Genomic DNA, 17,438 nt, shown 5'->3' with positions numbered 1-17,438 from the left:
TAGCTTATTACATAGAACGATGCGTGGCAGTTCGCTTTTGCAATGACTTAAAAGCATTTTCCACTTTTTTATCCATTTTAAGCGGAGCGTTAAAATTTAGCTGAATATCTTCCTTTCGTTTCTCACCACCCAAAATCACTTCAATTCTCTTATCAATCAGTCCTTCTAAGGAAGCTTTTGCAACCTCTTCCGGCGTATCCATATTATCAGGATCAACTCCGGCAGATTGCATCATAGAGGTATCCGTGGCAGTGGGATAAACCGTCATAACGTGAATTGGATAATGGATGAGTTCTCGTCTTATAGATTCCGAAAAATGTTTTACGGCTGCTTTGGTGGCTGCATAGACACTATAAAACGGCATGGCAATGTAGCCTAACCCGGAGGAAATATTCATGATTGCTCCGTTCTTACTTTGTTTGAGCAAAGGTAGAAAATACTTCGTCATTAAAATTAAACCGGTCAAATTAATATTGACCTGACTGATGACATCTTCATCACTGATCTCCTCCAGTGGCCCGGCGCTTACTACTCCTGCATTATTGATCAGTATATCCAATGTGTTCCATTGCTCCTTAACTGTATTTACGGCATCCTTTATATCTTCCGGTTGTGAGACATCCCCCTGAATTTTCAGGAAATGCACCGAAGGAAAGTCCTTTTCCAGTTCATCCAGCTTTTCACCGGATCTTCCCATTACGGCAATGTCGGTGACTTCTCTTTCAGAAAATTCTCTAACCAAGGCTTTTCCTATGCCGGCACTTCCTCCGGTAATCAGAATTTTTTTGTTCGAAAACTCCATAATCTGCCTCCAACTGTAAAAGTTCATTCTTCTATGATAGTCCAAAATAAAAAAATGAGAGCAAGAAAAGTTAATTAACAGATATGAATAACAATTTGTCATTAATGCTCAAATGGTTGTAAGACATTGGTTATCTAGTACGTCAATTTTGTACCGTAATTAGTTAATCTCAGGATCATGGATAAGCTGCTTAATAAATTCGGATACCGGCTGGCTCATTATCTATCGCATAGTAACGAAGACCTGGAATCCGTATCAACATGTTCAAGAGAAGAACTCGAATCCGCACTTAAAAAAGGAGATGTACTTTTAGTAGACGGTTCAAGCAGGGTAAGTACGGCAATCAAGTATATTACCCAGTCAACCTGGTCGCATGCGGCTCTCTATATTGGGAAAAGAGAAACAAGATCGAGAGAATTTTCCGGTGAACCTGAATTGATTGAAGCAGATCTCAGGAAGGGTGTGCAAGCGGTTCCCCTAAGTACATATTGTCATATGCATACAAGAATTTGTCGACCCGTGGGACTTTCGGAAGACGAAATTCAGAAAGTTGTCCGTTTTATGAAAGATAAGATCGGATATAAATATGATCTTAAAAATATCTTTGATCTTGCACGCTATCTTATTCAAAGCCCACCGGTTCCCCAAAAGCACCGGAGACGCCTACTGGCATTAGGCAGCGGAGACCCTACCAAAGCCATTTGTTCCTCATTAATTGCACAGGCTTATCAGTTAGTAGAATACCCAATTTTACCTGTTATAGACGTGGGTGAAGGAGACAGCAAAGCGGTTAAAAAATCACAGGAGGAGATCCTTCATATTCGGCATCACAGTTTGTTTGCTCCGCGTGATTTCGATGTCTCTCCCTATTTTAAAATTATCAAACCAACCATTCGAAAAGGCTTTGATCACCATAAGCTCAATTGGGCTGATGATTAAACCAATAAAACCTATGTACTTAATTTTGATTCGTCAGGCATTGTTGGAAATGTAATCGGCGGATCTTTACCGCTCTGACCGAATACCAAATCAAAATAAGCAGTGATATAAAAATGAAGGCCACTCCCGTAAGCAGTATAGAGGAACTGAAATTTACAAAAGCATTGACCTCAAACTGCTGTGAAAAAGACACCAATCCGCTAAAAACCATCAAGGCGGTACTTATGTAGAAACCCGACATGCTATAGGTAAGAAGCTTCATTTGAGATAGTTTTTGGTGCATCAAGAATTGATTAGAGCCCGCCTCCTCCAATAGAGATTCCATTTCATTATTTAAAGAGACAATCAAATGGGTTGTGCTCAATATCAGTAAACCGATGCCGGGTAAAATGGTGATGGGCAAATACCAGGTTTCCATAGTTCTTGGCAGTTTAAAGATTAATCAAGCGGCTTTAAATTTTGAAGAATTGTGGGAATTAACTCTGATATGGTTGGATGAGTATGAACCGCTCTGCTAATAATGGTATAGGGCTGGTCGGCATACATGATATCAAGTATTGAATGTATTATCTCGTCCCCGTCTATTCCTAAAATGGTAGCTCCCAGTATTTTTTTGGTGTCGGCATCCACCAGGATCTTGATAAACCCTTTGGTTTCTCCACGTTCTTTGGCACGCGCAATGCGTGACATTTCCCTGTACCCAATCCATATATTTTTATCGGATTGCCTGGCCTCCTGTTCATACATGCCTACATGACTCAGAGACGGATCGGTATACAATGCGTAATTCAAAATACGGTCTGATACTTTCCGGGAATCATTATCGAAAAGATTAGCAGCTACGATCTCAAAGTCGTTGTAGGCGGTATGCGTAAAAGCGCCTTTACCATTCACGTCGCCAAGTGCCCAAACTCCGTCGACCGATGTTTTTAGTGTATCGTCAGTAGCAATGTATTTCCGGTCATTGAGTTTAATATCAGTATGTTCCAAGCCCAGGTCATCCGTGTTTGGACGACGCCCGGTGGCAACCAGCAAATGAGTTCCGGTGATGGTGGGTGTACCGTTCGAACATTTCAGATTTACGGTAATTTGGCTGCCTTTTTGAGTGGCACTGATACATTCTGATTGCAGCCGAAATCTGATTCCTTCTTCTTCAAGAATATTTCTAAGCGTTTCTGATGTATTAGAATCTTCGCGGCCAATGATCTCATCGCCCTGTTCTATGATGGTAATCTCACTGCCGAATCGCCTGAACATTTGTCCGAATTCAAGTCCAATATAGCTTCCGCCAACAATGATGAGATGTTCGGGTACTTTTTCGAGCTCCAGAATATCAGCGTTGGTCATATAATTAACATGCTGAAGGGCCGGAGGGACAAAAGGCTTGGCCCCGGTATTGATGAATATTTTTTCGGCAGTAAGTGTTTGGTTACCAACCTGAACCGTATGGTTGCCGGTAAAACGCGCATGTCCCTTAAAAACGGTCAGGTTTTTAGTTTCTCTTAGCCAGTTCTCGACGCCTTCAGTAGAGTTTTTTACGAGCTTATCTTTTCTGGCTTTTACTTTCTTCAGATTTACTTTTATATCATCGCCAATTTCTACCCCAAAATCGTTTCCGCGGCGGGCCACATGAGCTACACGGGCACTCGCAACCATGGCTTTGGTAGGAGTGCAGCCGGTGTTGACGCAGGTTCCTCCAAATTTATCCTTTTCAATGACAGCTGTTTTTAAACCCTCATTAGCGCAACGGGATGCCATTGAAGGCCCCGCTTGCCCTGTTCCAATTACAATTGCATCAAAAGTTTGATTGTCTGACATAGTACTGTGAATGAGTTATTTAAATAAGAGATAGTTAAGCATGAGATTGTTGAATTGGTGGACAGGGGGTATCAGCGTAAGAGCAGTACACGCAACAATCGCCTTTTTTTGGTTTGGCTACTTTGCTGCATGAAGGGCATTCCCAAAAATATTGACAGGAATCTTTTGGCATTTTTTCAGTTTGCGTAAACCCGCAGTTCGGACAGGTAATTGTAGTTTCTAAATTCATCTTGTTGTTTTCTGATGAGTAAATATTTAACGTTAATTATCAAAGAGTAGCGTTTCCGGCCAGAATACCATCCACGCAAAAGCAAAATAGTCTCCAAAAATTAGCGGTTCGAGTTGTTCTCCTTCCAATTCTCCTGATACTGCTTTCCCCGATATATCCCAGGTACTTCCTGTTTCCTGGTCGCGGATCTCCCCCGATTGATATCTGAACTCCAGCGTCTGCCCGTTTATGACTCTGTTAAATGCTCCCGTTGAACCGTCTGATCGGGAATTTGATATTTCAGCAGCATCCAGGGCAGAACGGGCACCATCTACATGAAAAATAACCACCGGTTCTTCGCCAACGGTGTCGTTAATGGCACCCTCTTTTTCGGTAACAGCGTAGGGATACGCTTTTTGTGTGCCGTTTATGCGTAGACCAACCACTTTCTCCATTGGTTTTAAGCGGTCATCTTCAATATCTCCCATAAGGAAAGGTGTGTTGTTAATGTCATCATAGCCGGCGTAGGGATTTTGACCGTAGGATCTTCTGTGGCCCGTTTCTCTGGAAAGTATTTCACCATCGGGATAAGCATCTTTGAACTGCTCATAGGAGATGATCTGACTCGGTAATACTTTGAGCTCTTTACCGGTGTAACTTCCAACTACAGCTTCTCCGGTGAATTGCTGCCATAGCGATTCTGTTTTCCGGTCAAACATGATCATATCCGAATGACGAAGAAATCCGGAGACTCCAAATTCGTGGACTTCGCCATCTATTCGCCGGTCAAAAACGATAGCGGAGTAACAGAGCGGGCAAAACGTGATCAAAACCGGTGTGTCATCAAACCGGTCATTGACTATCTCATGCCAGATCATGATCTGCAACGGATAGGCTCTGGAGATTCCTTCATATTGAAATGCGATGACGGGCTCCTCGTTATTTATCCAGCTATCGGCGTCATCGAACTGTACAAATTCAGGCTTGTTAATGGAGGGAATACCATCTTTAGGTGGTCCTCCGCTTACGAGCGACTTTAGGTCTATACTTTTCTTGGATAGGTCAGTTTTCCAGTTATCAAAGTTTTGGCTATTGGCAGATTCAGTATTCACTAGGAAAAAGCCGACCATCAAAAAAATGATACATATAATTGAAAATAAATCCGCAATACTTGTTTTCATGACTACAGAGCTAAATGTCAGTTTTGATCAAGAGCTTAGAAAAGAGATGATTTGATGTCAGCAAGTCTTACAAGATTACAGTGATGGAGGCGGTAATTGGGTGGACACTCAGTTATTGCTACATTATGTGTAAGCTTTTTGCCGATTGCGGAATGGTGATCACTGATCATATTAAGTCATGACGCTAAAGTTTCTATCAGGAAAAACTTTAATCTAAAAACCACCTTGAAAGCTGAGTTGTTTATATATTCGAGCTTCACAAATTTGAGATGCATAAAACCTACTGAAACGGTTTTATTCCCATAGACATGGTTTTTAAAAAACCGTACAATGATTCTGTTTTGTTAGAACCGAAATGATGAAGGTCCGAAGAGGTCTGCTTATTTAATTGAGAAAATAATGCTGAGTAAAAAATAATCTTGCCTAATCGCCTGAATGCGCGTCGAACAGTAGAACTATTGAAAAAGTAAACATTGCCGATTAATTGATTACTGATATCAAGCAGATCTAAATTTAATATTCAAACGAATAATATGACTGAAATTTTTTCTATTCAGAATAAAATTAAACACGCTGATTGGCCTTATATCCTTCAAACGCTTTTTTTCTACTTTGTTCTTGTTGCCGTTGGCCGACTGATCTTTTCGGGAATGGCCTTCACGATATTTCTTCTTACGGTCACTCTGTTTTTTATTATTCTGTCACAATTTCACATCTACCGTTTATGGGATGCTGAAAGGGAACATTTGCAGCATAAAACCCAAGTTCTCAATGAAATTTATAAACTTCTACCCATCCGCGCCCCGCTTCCTTCAATGACCGGTTGGGCAGCTACACCGGAACTCTCATCTTTTTTGCTAAAATCCATTCAGAAGTATCGTCCGGCTACTATTGTTGAGATTGGCAGCGGTGTAACTACGTTGATTTCCGGATATTCACTCGAGAAATTCAATATTGATGGAAAGATTATCTCGTTTGACCACGATCCGCAGTTTGCTGCGAAAACAATGGATGAAATAAAACTACATGGATTATCAGATAAGGTAGATATCCGAATCGCTCCTCTCGAAAAGGTTACGATCGATAACATAGAGTGGGAATGGTATTCTACTGATAAGATTAAGTTTGATCAGCCGATTGATCTGCTTGTTGTGGATGGGCCACCGGTAAAAACACAAAAAAATGCACGTTATCCTGCGCTGCCGCTTCTATATAAATACTTGAGTGAAAATGCGGTCGTGATAATGCATGATACGAACAGAGTTGATGAATCAACGATTATTAAACTGTGGCAAGAGAAGTTTGAAGATTTCACTGTTGAGAAATTCCACACTGAAAAAGGAATTACACTGTTAAAGCGAGGATTTTAAGAAGTTGCGAACAGCACAGAATTTATCTTAGAAATTTTAGCTGAAGCCAGTTTCTCAGTTTTTTCCAGTCATCTGATGTAATTACACTTAACATTGTGGCTACCACACTAAAAATAAAAAGGTACATTACGATCCCAAAAACGAGTCCCGCTACAATGCTTTCAGGATCTAAAAATAAGCTTCTGGAGTACCAGACTGGAATAGCAACCAATACAGACGTTCCCAGTACTTTAAAATAGAAAGGGAAGGGAAGCACTTTGTAAACAGGAAGATCCATGTGGCCTCCAATTCGTCTCAAAATAATATACCAGTTATACATATTGGCGATAAATGTTGCTGCTGCGGTACCTGTAATGCCAAACCAGATTGTAAATGGAATGCTTAATGCAATATTTGCCACTACTAAATTTAAGCTGAGATAAAATACACCTTTAGTATCTCCAAAGGCTTGTAAAATACTGCCGTAGTGTGTAATCCTCATGAGCACGATGAGGTTGTAAATTTGGAAAGGCAGCACTGCATTCGAGTAATCCTCTCCATCAGATTCAGCTATTAATGAAATTAGATCGGGAGCTATAACAATCGACATAATTGTGAGCGGAATAACTAGCAGGCTCACTTTTTCTACCCCCTTATACCACAGCTCCAGTAGCTCTTCCTTTTTTTCTTCCAAATGAAATGATACATACCTGCTGATAAGTACCGAACCAACGGCAAATGGAATGACACGAATTATGGGCATTTCCTGAGCGCCCACAGTATACTCCGCATATGCAGAAGCCGACAGCAGAATGGAAACGATAAATTTATCTGCATAGCGGTTGATTTTATTTACCAGGGCAGAAAATCCCAAAGGGACCGAAAAATTGACCTGCTGTTTCAGGGAAATCTCTGAATCTGAAATTTTCCCTTTTGGCAGTACAAGTTGAAGCCAGATATAAGATCCCGCAAAACGGATTATCCCGTAGAGTACAAAACCCAGCATTGCAATTTCGACACCGTATCCAAGCGCAAGAGGTCCAATCAGGCAGACAAAAACAAGCAGACTGGTTGACATTTCGTACCAGGCCGAATCTTTTTGACGATCCAAGGCAAGCAGAATATTTGTGGTTGGCCAAGTAGGAATTTCCAGTAATGCTATAAGAGCCACCCAAGGCAAAAGGTTCTGCACCTGCAAAGCACTAGCAGGCTCCCATTCGCTTAATAACCAGGGCGCAAAATAACTGACGGCCAGAATAATTAATCCGGCGATCAAAGCTGTTATGAGAAGAATAGAAACCGTTTGCAGCACAAACGCTTTCCTTGCACTGCCGCCAACCCGTTCAAAATAATAAAACACACTCTCAGGGAAACCGAGTGTAGCCATATTCCGGGCTATCTCGTGTATCATCAACAGATACATCAGGATGGCAACATCTGTTTTAGTCAGCAATTGTAAAGTGGCAATGACAATCGCCAGATCAATCACGGTAGTGATGATGCGGGAAAACACCACTACACCTGTTTTTTCGGTAAGATTATCGTTTTTTTTACCCAATATTTAAAACCTGATCCATGCGCTGCGCAAGGGCTGATGTTGCAGCTTCTATTGTAAATTTATGAGAGTAACTTTTCCGGCTATTCTTATTTGAATTGCCCTCTTCCTTTTCTGAGATCCGTTCTTCAAGAAATGAAGCGATTTTTTTTGGATCGTCCGGACTGATCTGCTTTCCCTGCCCAACCGATTCAAGAATAGTACCAACTTCAGGGTTTGGGGCGACCGATAACACAGGCCGGTCGGTGGCAAGGTAATCCCATAATTTAGCGGGAATAATATTTTTTCGTCTATGATCGGTACTTACCAGTAACAGATCCGCTTTTTCCAAAACATTCATCGTCTGAGATGGTAAAACAGGATCGTGTACGATAAACTGATCTTCTAAATTTAGCTTTTCAATCAACTCTGTATCTTCACGGCTCATTGCACCGAAAGAGTGAATCTTAAGTTGTTTCCTTTTTTCATGCTTCATAGAACTTACGGCAAAAGCAATGGGATCAACCGGGCTTAGTTTTCTAAACCTCCCAAAAAACAGAACATGAAAATAATCATCATCCAGCTGAACATCCCAATCCATACTTTTTTGGTTTAAAAGTTGATCGTACGCATTGTAAATAGTCGATGTTTTATGATCCTGTAAGTGGTAATGGTTTTTGTAAAGCTTTTCGGTTTGCCGGGATGTAAAAACCAGGTGATCAGCGGTTTGAACATATTTTCTTTCAATTTTCCGATCAACCCGGTGCGAAAATAAAGATCTGGGACGCAGGTTAACATTCGAAAGTGTCCAGGGATCACGAAAATCTGCAATCCACGGAGTGTTTAATTCTTTTGACAGTTTGTAACCTAACCAGTGGCCCGACCAGGGATCACCCGTACTCCAAATCAAATCCGGCTTACATTTGGCAACATCCTCTTTAATGGATGAATATCTGAGCCTAAACAACAAGATCCAGGTATCCAGCGGCATGTGTTTATCAATTTGATCAGAAATAAACCCGGAAATTCTGTTCGCCTTCTTCTTATCAGCGGATGGTTTCTTTGCCGCTGAAGTTGTGCGATCAAACGGAGGAGTTATTTCTACTATTGAAATCCCGTTTAACAGTTGTTGCTCTTTATCCGTGAGTTGGCCTTCATTCGATTTGATTGTTAACACAGTGGGATTCCAGCCGAATTTTTTCAATCTGATTGCAAATTTGAAAGGTCTTAATGATGCAACTCGGCGCCGCGGAGGAAAATATGGGGCAATCATGAGTACATTCTTCATTCGGCCAATTTAATCAACATAGTTTCTTTCAACAATTAAAAGTCGTGCCTGGTAACAGATTAGACCCTTTAGGTAAAATACTGTGTCCAAACGAATGGATCAGTGAAAAAGCAGGGAGATTTTTTTCTATGTTTCGGAGTTTTCAATTCTTGGTTTTGATACACAATCTTTCATCTCCTATTGACCTCCACAGGCGGGCTGAAAGTTTACAGAATTTTGCGTTTCCTCAGTGAGCACCTGCCGAATATGAGTTGAAGGTGAAAGTATTTGCATTTTTTTTTCGTAAGAAACATTTAATTGACCGCGTCTGTTTACGTGTAAATACTAAATAAAAACAGATAGTAACATGAACAAAGTAGCAGTTGTTGTTTTGGCAGAAGCCGGAAGTCATGAATCGCTTGGGCGAATTGTTAATGCACTGGAATTCGCTAAAGAGCTACAGGATCATGATGATGAGGTGAAAATTGTCTTCGACGGAGCAGGAACCACATGGGTGCCCAAGCTTGCGGATGAAGAGAATGATGCCCATCCGCTATACCAGGCTGTGAAAGGGAATATTCATGGGGCCTGTAAATTCTGCTCCAAGGCATTTGGAGTCATCAATGAAGTAAATAAGACAGACGTAGATCTGCTGGATGACTACGATGATCACCCGAGCCTTCGCTCATTTATTCAGGACGGGTATCAGATTGTGACTTTTTGATTGACACACGGTAAACGCATAACTCCTCATTGTAGCCCGGTTAGTAGCCGGGTTACTTTATTTATTTAAATAGAAATTCTCCAGCCAAAGATACACTATGAAAAAACCCGACTTTTCGAATTTAAATGCACTGTTTATAAACTGCACGCTTAAAAAATCTCCGAGACAAAGTCATACCCGTGGACTGATTGATGTTTCCATGAAAATTATGGAGAAAGAGGGAGTGGAGGCGGAATGTATTCGTTTTGCCGATTATGATATTGCTCCCGGGGTATACCCGGATATGAAAGAGTACGGAGTGGAAAAAGACGATTGGCCGGAGATTTGGGAAAAGGTAAATGCTGCAGATATCCTAGTGATTGGTACTCCAATCTGGCTTGGCGAAAAGTCTTCTGAAGCAACAAAATTGATTGAACGTCTCTATTCGATGAGTGGCCTGCAAAACGAAAAGGGACAGTACATTTACTATGGGAAAGTTGGAGGCTGTGTTATTACGGGAAATGAGGACGGCATTAAGCATTGTGCGATGAATATGCTTTATTCACTACAACATGTAGGGTATTCGATTCCGCCACAGGCTGACTGCGGGTGGATCGGTGAGGCCGGTCCCGGACCGAGTTATTTGGATAAAGAATCGAACGCTCAAAATAATCAGTTCACAAACAGAAATACGACGTTTATGACCTACAATCTGCTTCATCTTGCCAGTATGCTGAAAGTGCAGGGTGGGTATTCAAACTACGGAAATTCCCGTGAAGCGTGGGATGACGGGACACGCTGGAATTTTGAAAACCCTGAGTACAGGTAAGAATTCTGCATTGTAAAGTATCTAGTTGTTGTGAGCATGTATTTGTCCACACTGAGATCCTTTGAAACCAAATTTTAATCATTATGAAAACACCGGCTACACTATTTTATAAAGCCTTGAGCGCTGCTTTTTCAATATCGCTTCTTCTTTTTACCATTTCCGCCTGCGATAACAATTCGGTTTCGGGGGACAATTTTGGTGGAATTGATATTGACACAGATAGTGAGTGGCTGGTTCCGGAACATGAAGTGTTGGACGGAGGGCCCGGTCAGGATGGAATTCCACCAATCGAGAACCCGAAGTTTACCACTGCCTCCGACGTTGACTTTATTCCGGATGAAAGGCGTATAATTGGTATGGTGAAAGGTGGAGAAGTTGTGGGCTACCCGGTTCAGATATTGGATTGGCACGAAGTGGTAAATGATGACACCCAAATTACCATCACATATTGTCCGCTTACGGCTACAGGTATCGCCTGGAATCCACAGCAAGGACCCGATTTTGGCACTTCCGGTTTGATTTTCAGAAATAATCTGGTTGCGTACGACCGAAGAACAGAAACTTTGTGGTCTCAAATGAGGCTTCGGGCGATTAATGGCGAGCACTTGGGTGCGAGTATCAAACCACTGAACGTACTGGATACTACATGGGAAACATGGAAAAATATGTATCCCGACTCTAAAGTGATGAATACTTCTACCGGACATGACAGAGCCTATAACTCATTCGCATACGGTAGAGATTACAACACGACAGATGGTATCATCGTATTCCCTCTCATTCATAAAACCGACAACCGATTGCCCGACAAAGCAAGAGTACACGGTGTATTTATCGATGAGGATCTGGATGAGCAGTCAACCGTGCGCCTTTACGAAGTAAGCAAGTTTGATTCCGGAATTGAAGTTTTGCGTGACAGTATTGAGGGAGAAGAGTTTATTATTGTTGGCAGCAGCGGGCACAGTTTTGCTATCGCTTACAAAATGTTCACAGACGGTGTAGAACTGGAATTTGAAGCTGTTCAGGATCAGTTGCCGGTTGTGATGGTTGACCAGGAGGGCACAAAGTGGAATATTTTCGGGGAAGCTGTGGAAGGCCCCGGAACCGGCCGCCGTTTACGTCCGGCTAAATCCTACTCCGGTTTCTTTTTTGCTTTCAAAGAGATGTTCGAACTTCCCGAGATTTATGATTTTAACCAGGAAACGGAGTAATACTATTAATCCCACTGAATAAGGAGTTCGTGTCGGTTTGACGATAATTCAAGGTTCTTGATCTCGAGAGTGCTATTCTGAAAGTGAAACTCGACGGGATTTCCATCAAACTGAATGCTTTCCACAGATGTTTCCGCATTTCGTATGGTCAGACTGATTGTTTCAATTTCAGATTCAAATCGCTGTCCAATCTCTTTCATAAAACGGATTATAGATTTACCGTTTCGGTTTGATGAGCTGATGTGAAGCTGTTCGTACATTTTCTTTTTATAGGCATCGTAGGTTAGTCCGTCGTCATGATAAACGGAAGTTATATAGTAGGGCACAGAGGCATCGTGGAAAAGGGTCAGGTTTAAATGATTGATGGAATAGTTATCCAGTGACTGAACCAGCTCTGCCGTTGGAATAATGGCTCCACCCCTAATAAAAGTTGGAATCGACTCCTCATTTGTCTCAACACGCTTCTGTTCTCCGCCACGGTACTTCTCGCCGGTGTAGAAATCAAACCAGCTCGATTTTCCGGGAAACCAAACCTTCTGCTCCTTTTTCCCGGGTTCCATAATGGGCGAAATAAGCATATCGTCCCCAAACAGATAACTACCGGCTACTTTATAGATTTCGTGATTGTCCGGTTCCTCGAAAAAGAGCGGACGCATCAGCGGCATGCCGGTTTCGGAGTTTTCAAATGCCAGAGTGTAGATGTAGGGTATCAGGCGATATCGAAGCTCTATTGCTTCTCGAGAAAAGTTGAGGGCTTTCCTGCTTCTGAAAACCGGTTCGGATGGCACATCCTCCTGTGCATGAGGACGGTAAATTGGCTGAAAAACTCCATACTGCAGCCAGCGAACATATTTCTCATCATCCACAAGATTCCCGGCAAAGCCACCCAGATCGGAGTGCATGTAGCCCAATCCCTGAAGACCCATCTGCAGGGAAATCTCGGGCTGCGATTGAAGTCCGCCCCAGGTACGGTTTACATCGCCTGACCAGGGAATCAACCCAAATCGTTGTGATCCGGAGTACCCGGCGCGCATCAGATTGAATGGACGTACATCCGGATAGTTTTCTCTATATCCCTCGTGGACCAGCTTAGCCCATTCGTGACCGTAAATGTTGTGAACCTCATTAGCAGTTCCGGTATGATGAATGAGATGTTCCGGGTGAACTTCCGGTTCGCCCAGGTCGCCCCACCAACCATGAACGCCCATCTCAATCAAATCCTGATAAATATTCCAGAACCAGTTACTTGCTTCCGGATCAAAGACATCAATAAGTCCGGTGTTGCCAAAAAAGAAGTCATATGTGGCCGGATTGCCAAGTGAATCTTTGGCGAGTACATCCATTTCTACAGCCTCGTCCCATCGATCTGAGGTAGTAACTACAAAAGGTTCAGTAATGAGAACCGTCTTAACACCCTGATCCTCGAGCCGGTCGATCATCTGTTCCGGTTCTGGAAATGAGTCGCGATCGAACGCCAGGTTACCCATTGTGCCTTTTACTTCCTTGCCAAACCAATAGAGATCCAGAATGACGGCATCAACGGGTACATCTTCCTGTCTGAATGTTTCGATGGTTTTTAGAACTTCATCCTGTGACCGGTACCCAAATCGGCTTGAGAAATTGCCAAAAGCCCAGCGTGGTGGAAGTGGCTGAAATCCGGTAAGGCGGGTGTAATTTTCAATGATCTTTTCCCAGCGCTCACCGGCAATAATCTGGTAGGTTTGGCGTCCGGATATCGCTTCGAATGAGAGGGTGTTGTTAAATTGACTATCCAGGTCCAGCCAGCCGATAGTGGGGTTGTCAAAGTGAATGGCGTACATGTTGGATGAAAGAACCATTGGGATAGTGTAGTTCATCAGCTCTGACCGGGTTTCGTAACCGTAATGGGCTCGGTTGTAGAGCTGCAGCCGGTGTCCCCGCCGATTCATCCCCAATGCGCGGGCACCGCCACCCATCAGAATTTCCGTTTCAGAAATATTAAAGTCTACTTCAAAGCCATCCTCTGAAGATCGAAATCCATTCCGCTCTTCGATTAACTTTTCGCCCATGTAATAAAATGAAATCTGCCCGGATGGCCTTTCAATGAAGATTTGAAGTCCATCGGTTAACAGCGCAACATGATCACCGGTGTCATTTACGTTAAAGGATGAGAATTTCTGATCCAAGACAACCGCATGTGATGGCGGATAGGCAGATTGCTGATCCTCGTAAAATGTAACCTCAGCCACTTCAGGAGAGTAAAAGGAGATTTCATACACACCCCGGTCCAATTCAATCCGAACGAGATTTTTCTCCACTTCGTATTGAAATTGTTCCGACTGCTGTGCACTGACAGTGACAAATCCGGAAATCAGGATCAGAAGAAATGTAAATCTATAGAATCGGGAGTCGGTCATCTGCAGCAGCAAAATTTTCATTGAGTGGATTAAATGGGTTTTCAAGCTAGTGATTTTAAAATAAAGCATGAAGGGGTTTTAAGTGAGCTTAGTGAAACGTAAGCTCTATGTTGATTTGTGTGGGCAATTAAAATAGTAACAAAATTATTTCATCTGGGTTTATAAATGTGTGCAGTGCATGTCAGTAGTAATTTATTGATGTTTACATAAACGAACGTGCTTGCCCCAAAGTGGGCAAAGTCAATAACATAGTGCAGCGCGCTATGCCGGGTGCATCTCCCCAAAATGAAAGCCCTGTAAGGGCGTAAGCCAGGCAAAATAATTCAATGCCACAGTTTCTTTTTAAAGTATACACGCATATGAGATTCAGCACAAATCGCAGAAAAAAACTGATCGATGAAACGTTCGTACGATTTTATCGGCAGGATGTGTAAAGACCTAGAATGGTTTCCTGTACATAGAGGCGAAGTGGGACCGGCGCCCGCGTTGGGGCTGCCGGATGGGTGATTGGTTATTATTATCATCGCGCGCTGCACGATGTTACTGACCGGTGCTCCTTTGGAGCTGATACACGCTTAAATTCAGAACAATTACGATTCTTCTATGCCTTTGGTGGAAAGTTAAAAATCGAGGGCTACCGTCTATTTTTATAACATAAAAACAAGTAAAATCTGGAAGTTCATACCCACACAGATCAATATAGAACCTAAACGTAAGACAGAATATCAGTGAGGCAGGTCAGACTGTCCATCCAGAAATGACAGCCGGTCACAGTGGGATAATCCGTTCTGAAACAACTTCATAAAAATCCTGCCGCACATGACACACGTGGCAGTAAAACAGTTGTTGGCATCTCTATTGCAATATTTAAAAGTGAAGAATTGAATAAAACTTTTAAACATTAATTAAAAAATCGGAGGTCATTATGGCACTCGTTAGATATTCACAACCCGGAACAGACGTATTCGGACAGCGATTTTCAGATATCATGGATGAATTTTTCAATGATGCAGTCGCAAACCGACAAAATTCGTTCGCTCCTAAAATTGATATATCAGAAACCGAGAAGATGTACGTTATAGATGTAACTCTTCCAGGAATGAAGAAAGATGATATTCAGATTGATCTTGAAAAAGGTCGTTTGACCATCAGCGGAGAGCGAAAATTTGAAAAAGAGGAAGAAGGTAAAACATACCACAGAGTGGAAAGCCACTACGGTAATTTTACCCGAACTTTCCAGCTCCCGGATGATGTGAATGATGACAGCATCAAAGCATCATACCAAGATGGAATCTTGAATATCACTATTGATAAGAGTGAAGAGAAGATGAAAAAACAGATTAGCATTAAATAAGTAGTTAGTAGTAAGAGCTGTTCTCATATGTCCCCTAAGAGAGCAGGTTAGTTAGCGCCGGAGATCCTTTGACAAGTGTCTCCGGCATTTTTTTGGGCAATAAATTGGGATTTTCGAAAGTTTAAATCTCTGGTGTTTATATGATTCCTTTATGTGAACAAGGAACCGCCGGTTATCACGTTAGTAGAAACTAAAAATGCTTTTAACACCGTCCGAAAAAGGACGAGGCAGAAAAAATTATCTGCTGATAGAATTCAAATAAAATAAGTTGACATTTATGGATAGAATAACAAAAAGTGTAATTGCCGTAGTTGCTGTGGCGATTTTCTTGATCGGGTTGAATTTTGGAAATGAAACCGATTCGGACTCGACGAAATCGGAACTGCCAACATTTAATGAATCAACACAGTCTGCTGATACCCAGCGGGTAGGAACGCTTAGAGATTTTAACAACGCAATTGTTGATATTGCTGAGATGGCAAATCCAACAGTGGTTACCATTAATACCACCCAAACGGTTCGCCAAAGACAGCAGTCTCCATTTTCCTTCTTTTTTGATGATCCTCGATTGGATCAGGAAAGAGAGTTTCAGCGTCAGGGCCTTGGGTCAGGAGTGATCGTATCAGAAGAAGGTTACATCATCACGAACAACCACGTGATTGAGAATGCCGATGAAATTAAAATTACTCTTTTTGATGGTGAGGAGCTGGATGCAGAGATCGTGGGAACCGATCCCGCCAGCGACATCGCCGTGTTGAAAATTGATCATGATAATCTCAAAGCAATTCCACTTGGCAATAGCGATAACCTGAGAGCAGGTGAGATGGTATTTGCAATTGGCAGTCCTCTGGGAAATCAGTTTGCTCATTCCGTCTCTATGGGGATTGTAAGCGCCAGTGGCCGTTCAAGGCTGGGACTGAACCAATTTGAAAATTACATTCAAACAGACGCTGCAATTAATCCCGGGAACTCGGGAGGTCCGCTCATTAATGTTGATGGTGAATTAGTAGGTATCAACACTGCAATTGCGAGCCGAACCGGCGGTAATCAGGGACTTGGTTTTGCGATTCCGGTAAACATGGCTCGAAGTGTTATGGAAGCATTGATAACAGATGGACGCGTTGCTCGCGGGTATCTGGGAATTTCTCTCGGTGGCGAAGTGGACCGAACCATGGCTCGCGCTTTGGGAATGAATGACCCGCGCGGTTTTGTGATTGGTGACGTAGTCGAAGACGGGCCTGCTGCAGAAGCCGGACTTCAGGAAGGCGACGTAGTGGTTCGCTTGAATGGTAATATTGTTCGTGATTTCTACGATTTTCGCGTGGCAATTGCTAACTCTGCCCCCGGAACGGAAGTAGAGATTGAGGTTTTCCGGGAAGGTGAAACAGAGTCATTTACTGTTGAACTTGGTGAGCTGAATCCTGAAGAGGTTGCCGCCGAAATGAGTACGTCAGATCGTGAGGATCTCCGTGAAAGTCTTGGCTTTGCAGTTGATGAACTGACAGACGCTATTCGCCGACAGTTGAATTTGGAATCTCAGACATTTGGAGTAGTGGTTAGTGAAATTAGCGAAGCAAGCAGTGCCTATGCACAAGGGCTGCGAAGAGGCGACGTTATTTCTCAGGTTGCAGGGGCTCCCGTCACACAACCTGAAGAGTTCTACGGTGCCGTTCAAACTTTAATTGATGAAGGTACAGAGGTGGCACTGCTTCGGGTTAACCGGCAGGGAAGAAATATTTTCGTGGCTTTCGAGCTGTAAATATAGTAATAGGTGATGATTAAGGTTGAGCCTCTGTCTGATTTCAGGCAGAGGCTTTTTTTATTCGGTGTGGTTATTAATTAGCGTG

15 protein-coding genes are annotated in these 17,438 nt (G+C 42.6%); 7 read left to right on the top strand and 8 right to left on the bottom strand.

The window, feature by feature from the left end:
- Positions 1-7: 7 nt before the first annotated feature.
- On the bottom strand, positions 8-829 hold the full coding sequence (locus U5K35_RS03975) for an SDR family oxidoreductase (protein WP_322570175.1): 822 nt from the start codon (positions 827-829) through the stop codon (positions 8-10).
- 150 nt (positions 830-979) lie between these two features.
- On the opposite strand from U5K35_RS03975, the gene U5K35_RS03970 reads away from it, so the two are divergent.
- The gene (locus tag U5K35_RS03970; RefSeq protein WP_322570174.1) at positions 980-1,741 is read left to right on the top strand and encodes a YiiX/YebB-like N1pC/P60 family cysteine hydrolase; all 762 of its coding nucleotides are present in this window, start codon (positions 980-982) and stop codon (positions 1,739-1,741) included.
- 19 nt (positions 1,742-1,760) lie between these two features.
- Here U5K35_RS03970 and U5K35_RS03965 read toward each other — a convergent pair whose 3' ends face one another.
- Genes U5K35_RS03965 through U5K35_RS03950 form a run of 4 tightly spaced genes read right to left on the bottom strand, consistent with a single transcriptional unit; the run spans position 1,761 to position 4,879 of the window.
- Positions 1,761-2,159, bottom strand: coding sequence for a hypothetical protein (locus U5K35_RS03965; RefSeq protein WP_322570173.1), 399 nt, complete (start codon positions 2,157-2,159; stop codon positions 1,761-1,763).
- 20 nt (positions 2,160-2,179) lie between these two features.
- Positions 2,180-3,559, bottom strand: coding sequence for an FAD-containing oxidoreductase (locus tag U5K35_RS03960; RefSeq protein WP_322570172.1), 1,380 nt, complete (start codon positions 3,557-3,559; stop codon positions 2,180-2,182).
- 34 nt (positions 3,560-3,593) lie between these two features.
- Entirely contained in the window at positions 3,594-3,788 is a 195-nt protein-coding gene (locus U5K35_RS03955; RefSeq protein ID WP_322570171.1) for a GDCCVxC domain-containing (seleno)protein, read from the bottom strand.
- A gap of 32 nt (positions 3,789-3,820) precedes the next feature.
- Positions 3,821-4,879: a DUF3179 domain-containing protein gene (locus U5K35_RS03950; protein WP_322570170.1), complete on the bottom strand. Its 1,059-nt coding sequence runs from the start codon at positions 4,877-4,879 to the stop codon at positions 3,821-3,823.
- Between the two features lie 602 nt (positions 4,880-5,481).
- Here U5K35_RS03950 and U5K35_RS03945 point away from each other — a divergent pair.
- Positions 5,482-6,318: a class I SAM-dependent methyltransferase gene (locus tag U5K35_RS03945; RefSeq protein ID WP_322570169.1), complete on the top strand. Its 837-nt coding sequence runs from the start codon at positions 5,482-5,484 to the stop codon at positions 6,316-6,318.
- 22 nt (positions 6,319-6,340) lie between these two features.
- Here U5K35_RS03945 and U5K35_RS03940 read toward each other — a convergent pair whose 3' ends face one another.
- Positions 6,341-7,855 carry a lipopolysaccharide biosynthesis protein gene (locus tag U5K35_RS03940; protein ID WP_322570168.1) on the bottom strand — a complete coding sequence of 505 codons (1,515 nt, stop codon included), beginning with the start codon at positions 7,853-7,855 and terminating at the stop codon, positions 6,341-6,343.
- Positions 7,848-9,035 (bottom strand): glycosyltransferase, encoded by a 1,188-nt coding sequence (locus tag U5K35_RS03935; RefSeq protein WP_322570167.1) that lies wholly within the window; start codon positions 9,033-9,035, stop codon positions 7,848-7,850. Before U5K35_RS03935 ends, U5K35_RS03940 begins: the two co-directional genes overlap by 8 nt.
- Before the next feature lie 430 nt (positions 9,036-9,465).
- On the opposite strand from U5K35_RS03935, the gene U5K35_RS03930 reads away from it, so the two are divergent.
- The 3 genes from U5K35_RS03930 to U5K35_RS03920 all read left to right on the top strand — a co-directional run bounded on the left by U5K35_RS03930 (position 9,466) and on the right by U5K35_RS03920 (position 11,841).
- Positions 9,466-9,822, top strand: a complete 357-nt coding sequence (locus U5K35_RS03930; protein ID WP_322570166.1) for a DsrE family protein — start codon at positions 9,466-9,468, stop codon at positions 9,820-9,822.
- 97 nt (positions 9,823-9,919) lie between these two features.
- Positions 9,920-10,630, top strand: coding sequence for a flavodoxin family protein (locus U5K35_RS03925; protein ID WP_322570165.1), 711 nt, complete (start codon positions 9,920-9,922; stop codon positions 10,628-10,630).
- 83 nt (positions 10,631-10,713) lie between these two features.
- Positions 10,714-11,841: a DUF3179 domain-containing (seleno)protein gene (locus tag U5K35_RS03920; RefSeq protein ID WP_322570164.1), complete on the top strand. Its 1,128-nt coding sequence runs from the start codon at positions 10,714-10,716 to the stop codon at positions 11,839-11,841.
- Between the two features lie 5 nt (positions 11,842-11,846).
- Here the strand turns inward: U5K35_RS03920 and U5K35_RS03915 are convergent, their stop codons facing one another.
- On the bottom strand, positions 11,847-14,258 hold the full coding sequence (locus U5K35_RS03915; protein WP_322570163.1) for a TIM-barrel domain-containing protein: 2,412 nt from the start codon (positions 14,256-14,258) through the stop codon (positions 11,847-11,849).
- 904 nt (positions 14,259-15,162) lie between these two features.
- Between U5K35_RS03915 and U5K35_RS03910 the strand changes: the two genes are divergently transcribed.
- Both U5K35_RS03910 and U5K35_RS03905 read left to right on the top strand, forming a co-directional pair.
- The gene (locus U5K35_RS03910; RefSeq protein WP_322570162.1) at positions 15,163-15,591 is read left to right on the top strand and encodes an Hsp20/alpha crystallin family protein; all 429 of its coding nucleotides are present in this window, start codon (positions 15,163-15,165) and stop codon (positions 15,589-15,591) included.
- Positions 15,592-15,868: 277 nt separating this feature from the next.
- Positions 15,869-17,350, top strand: coding sequence for a Do family serine endopeptidase (locus U5K35_RS03905; RefSeq protein WP_322570161.1), 1,482 nt, complete (start codon positions 15,869-15,871; stop codon positions 17,348-17,350).
- Positions 17,351-17,438: the final 88 nt, after the last annotated feature.

It is taken from the genome of Rhodohalobacter sp. (assembly GCF_034521535.1).
Classification (GTDB): domain Bacteria; phylum Bacteroidota; class Rhodothermia; order Balneolales; family Balneolaceae; genus Rhodohalobacter.
The sequence above is the reverse complement of the archived record's forward strand: the minus strand, read 5'-3'. Positions and strand labels throughout refer to the sequence as shown.

Excerpts from the sequence above, each read along its gene's own strand:
- U5K35_RS03975 (WP_322570175.1), bottom strand. The coding sequence starts at position 829 with ATGAACTTTTACAGTTGGAGGCAGATTATGGAGTTTTCGAACAAAAAA.
- U5K35_RS03970 (WP_322570174.1), top strand. The coding sequence starts at position 980 with ATGGATAAGCTGCTTAATAAATTCGGATACCGGCTGGCTCATTATCTA.
- U5K35_RS03965 (WP_322570173.1), bottom strand. The coding sequence starts at position 2,159 with ATGGAAACCTGGTATTTGCCCATCACCATTTTACCCGGCATCGGTTTA.
- U5K35_RS03960 (WP_322570172.1), bottom strand. The coding sequence starts at position 3,559 with ATGTCAGACAATCAAACTTTTGATGCAATTGTAATTGGAACAGGGCAA.
- U5K35_RS03955 (WP_322570171.1), bottom strand. The coding sequence starts at position 3,788 with ATGAATTTAGAAACTACAATTACCTGTCCGAACTGCGGGTTTACGCAA.
- U5K35_RS03945 (WP_322570169.1), top strand. The coding sequence starts at position 5,482 with ATGACTGAAATTTTTTCTATTCAGAATAAAATTAAACACGCTGATTGG.
- U5K35_RS03930 (WP_322570166.1), top strand. The coding sequence starts at position 9,466 with ATGAACAAAGTAGCAGTTGTTGTTTTGGCAGAAGCCGGAAGTCATGAA.
- U5K35_RS03925 (WP_322570165.1), top strand. The coding sequence starts at position 9,920 with ATGAAAAAACCCGACTTTTCGAATTTAAATGCACTGTTTATAAACTGC.
- U5K35_RS03920 (WP_322570164.1), top strand. The coding sequence starts at position 10,714 with ATGAAAACACCGGCTACACTATTTTATAAAGCCTTGAGCGCTGCTTTT.
- U5K35_RS03915 (WP_322570163.1), bottom strand. The coding sequence starts at position 14,258 with ATGAAAATTTTGCTGCTGCAGATGACCGACTCCCGATTCTATAGATTT.
- U5K35_RS03910 (WP_322570162.1), top strand. The coding sequence starts at position 15,163 with ATGGCACTCGTTAGATATTCACAACCCGGAACAGACGTATTCGGACAG.
- U5K35_RS03905 (WP_322570161.1), top strand. The coding sequence starts at position 15,869 with ATGGATAGAATAACAAAAAGTGTAATTGCCGTAGTTGCTGTGGCGATT.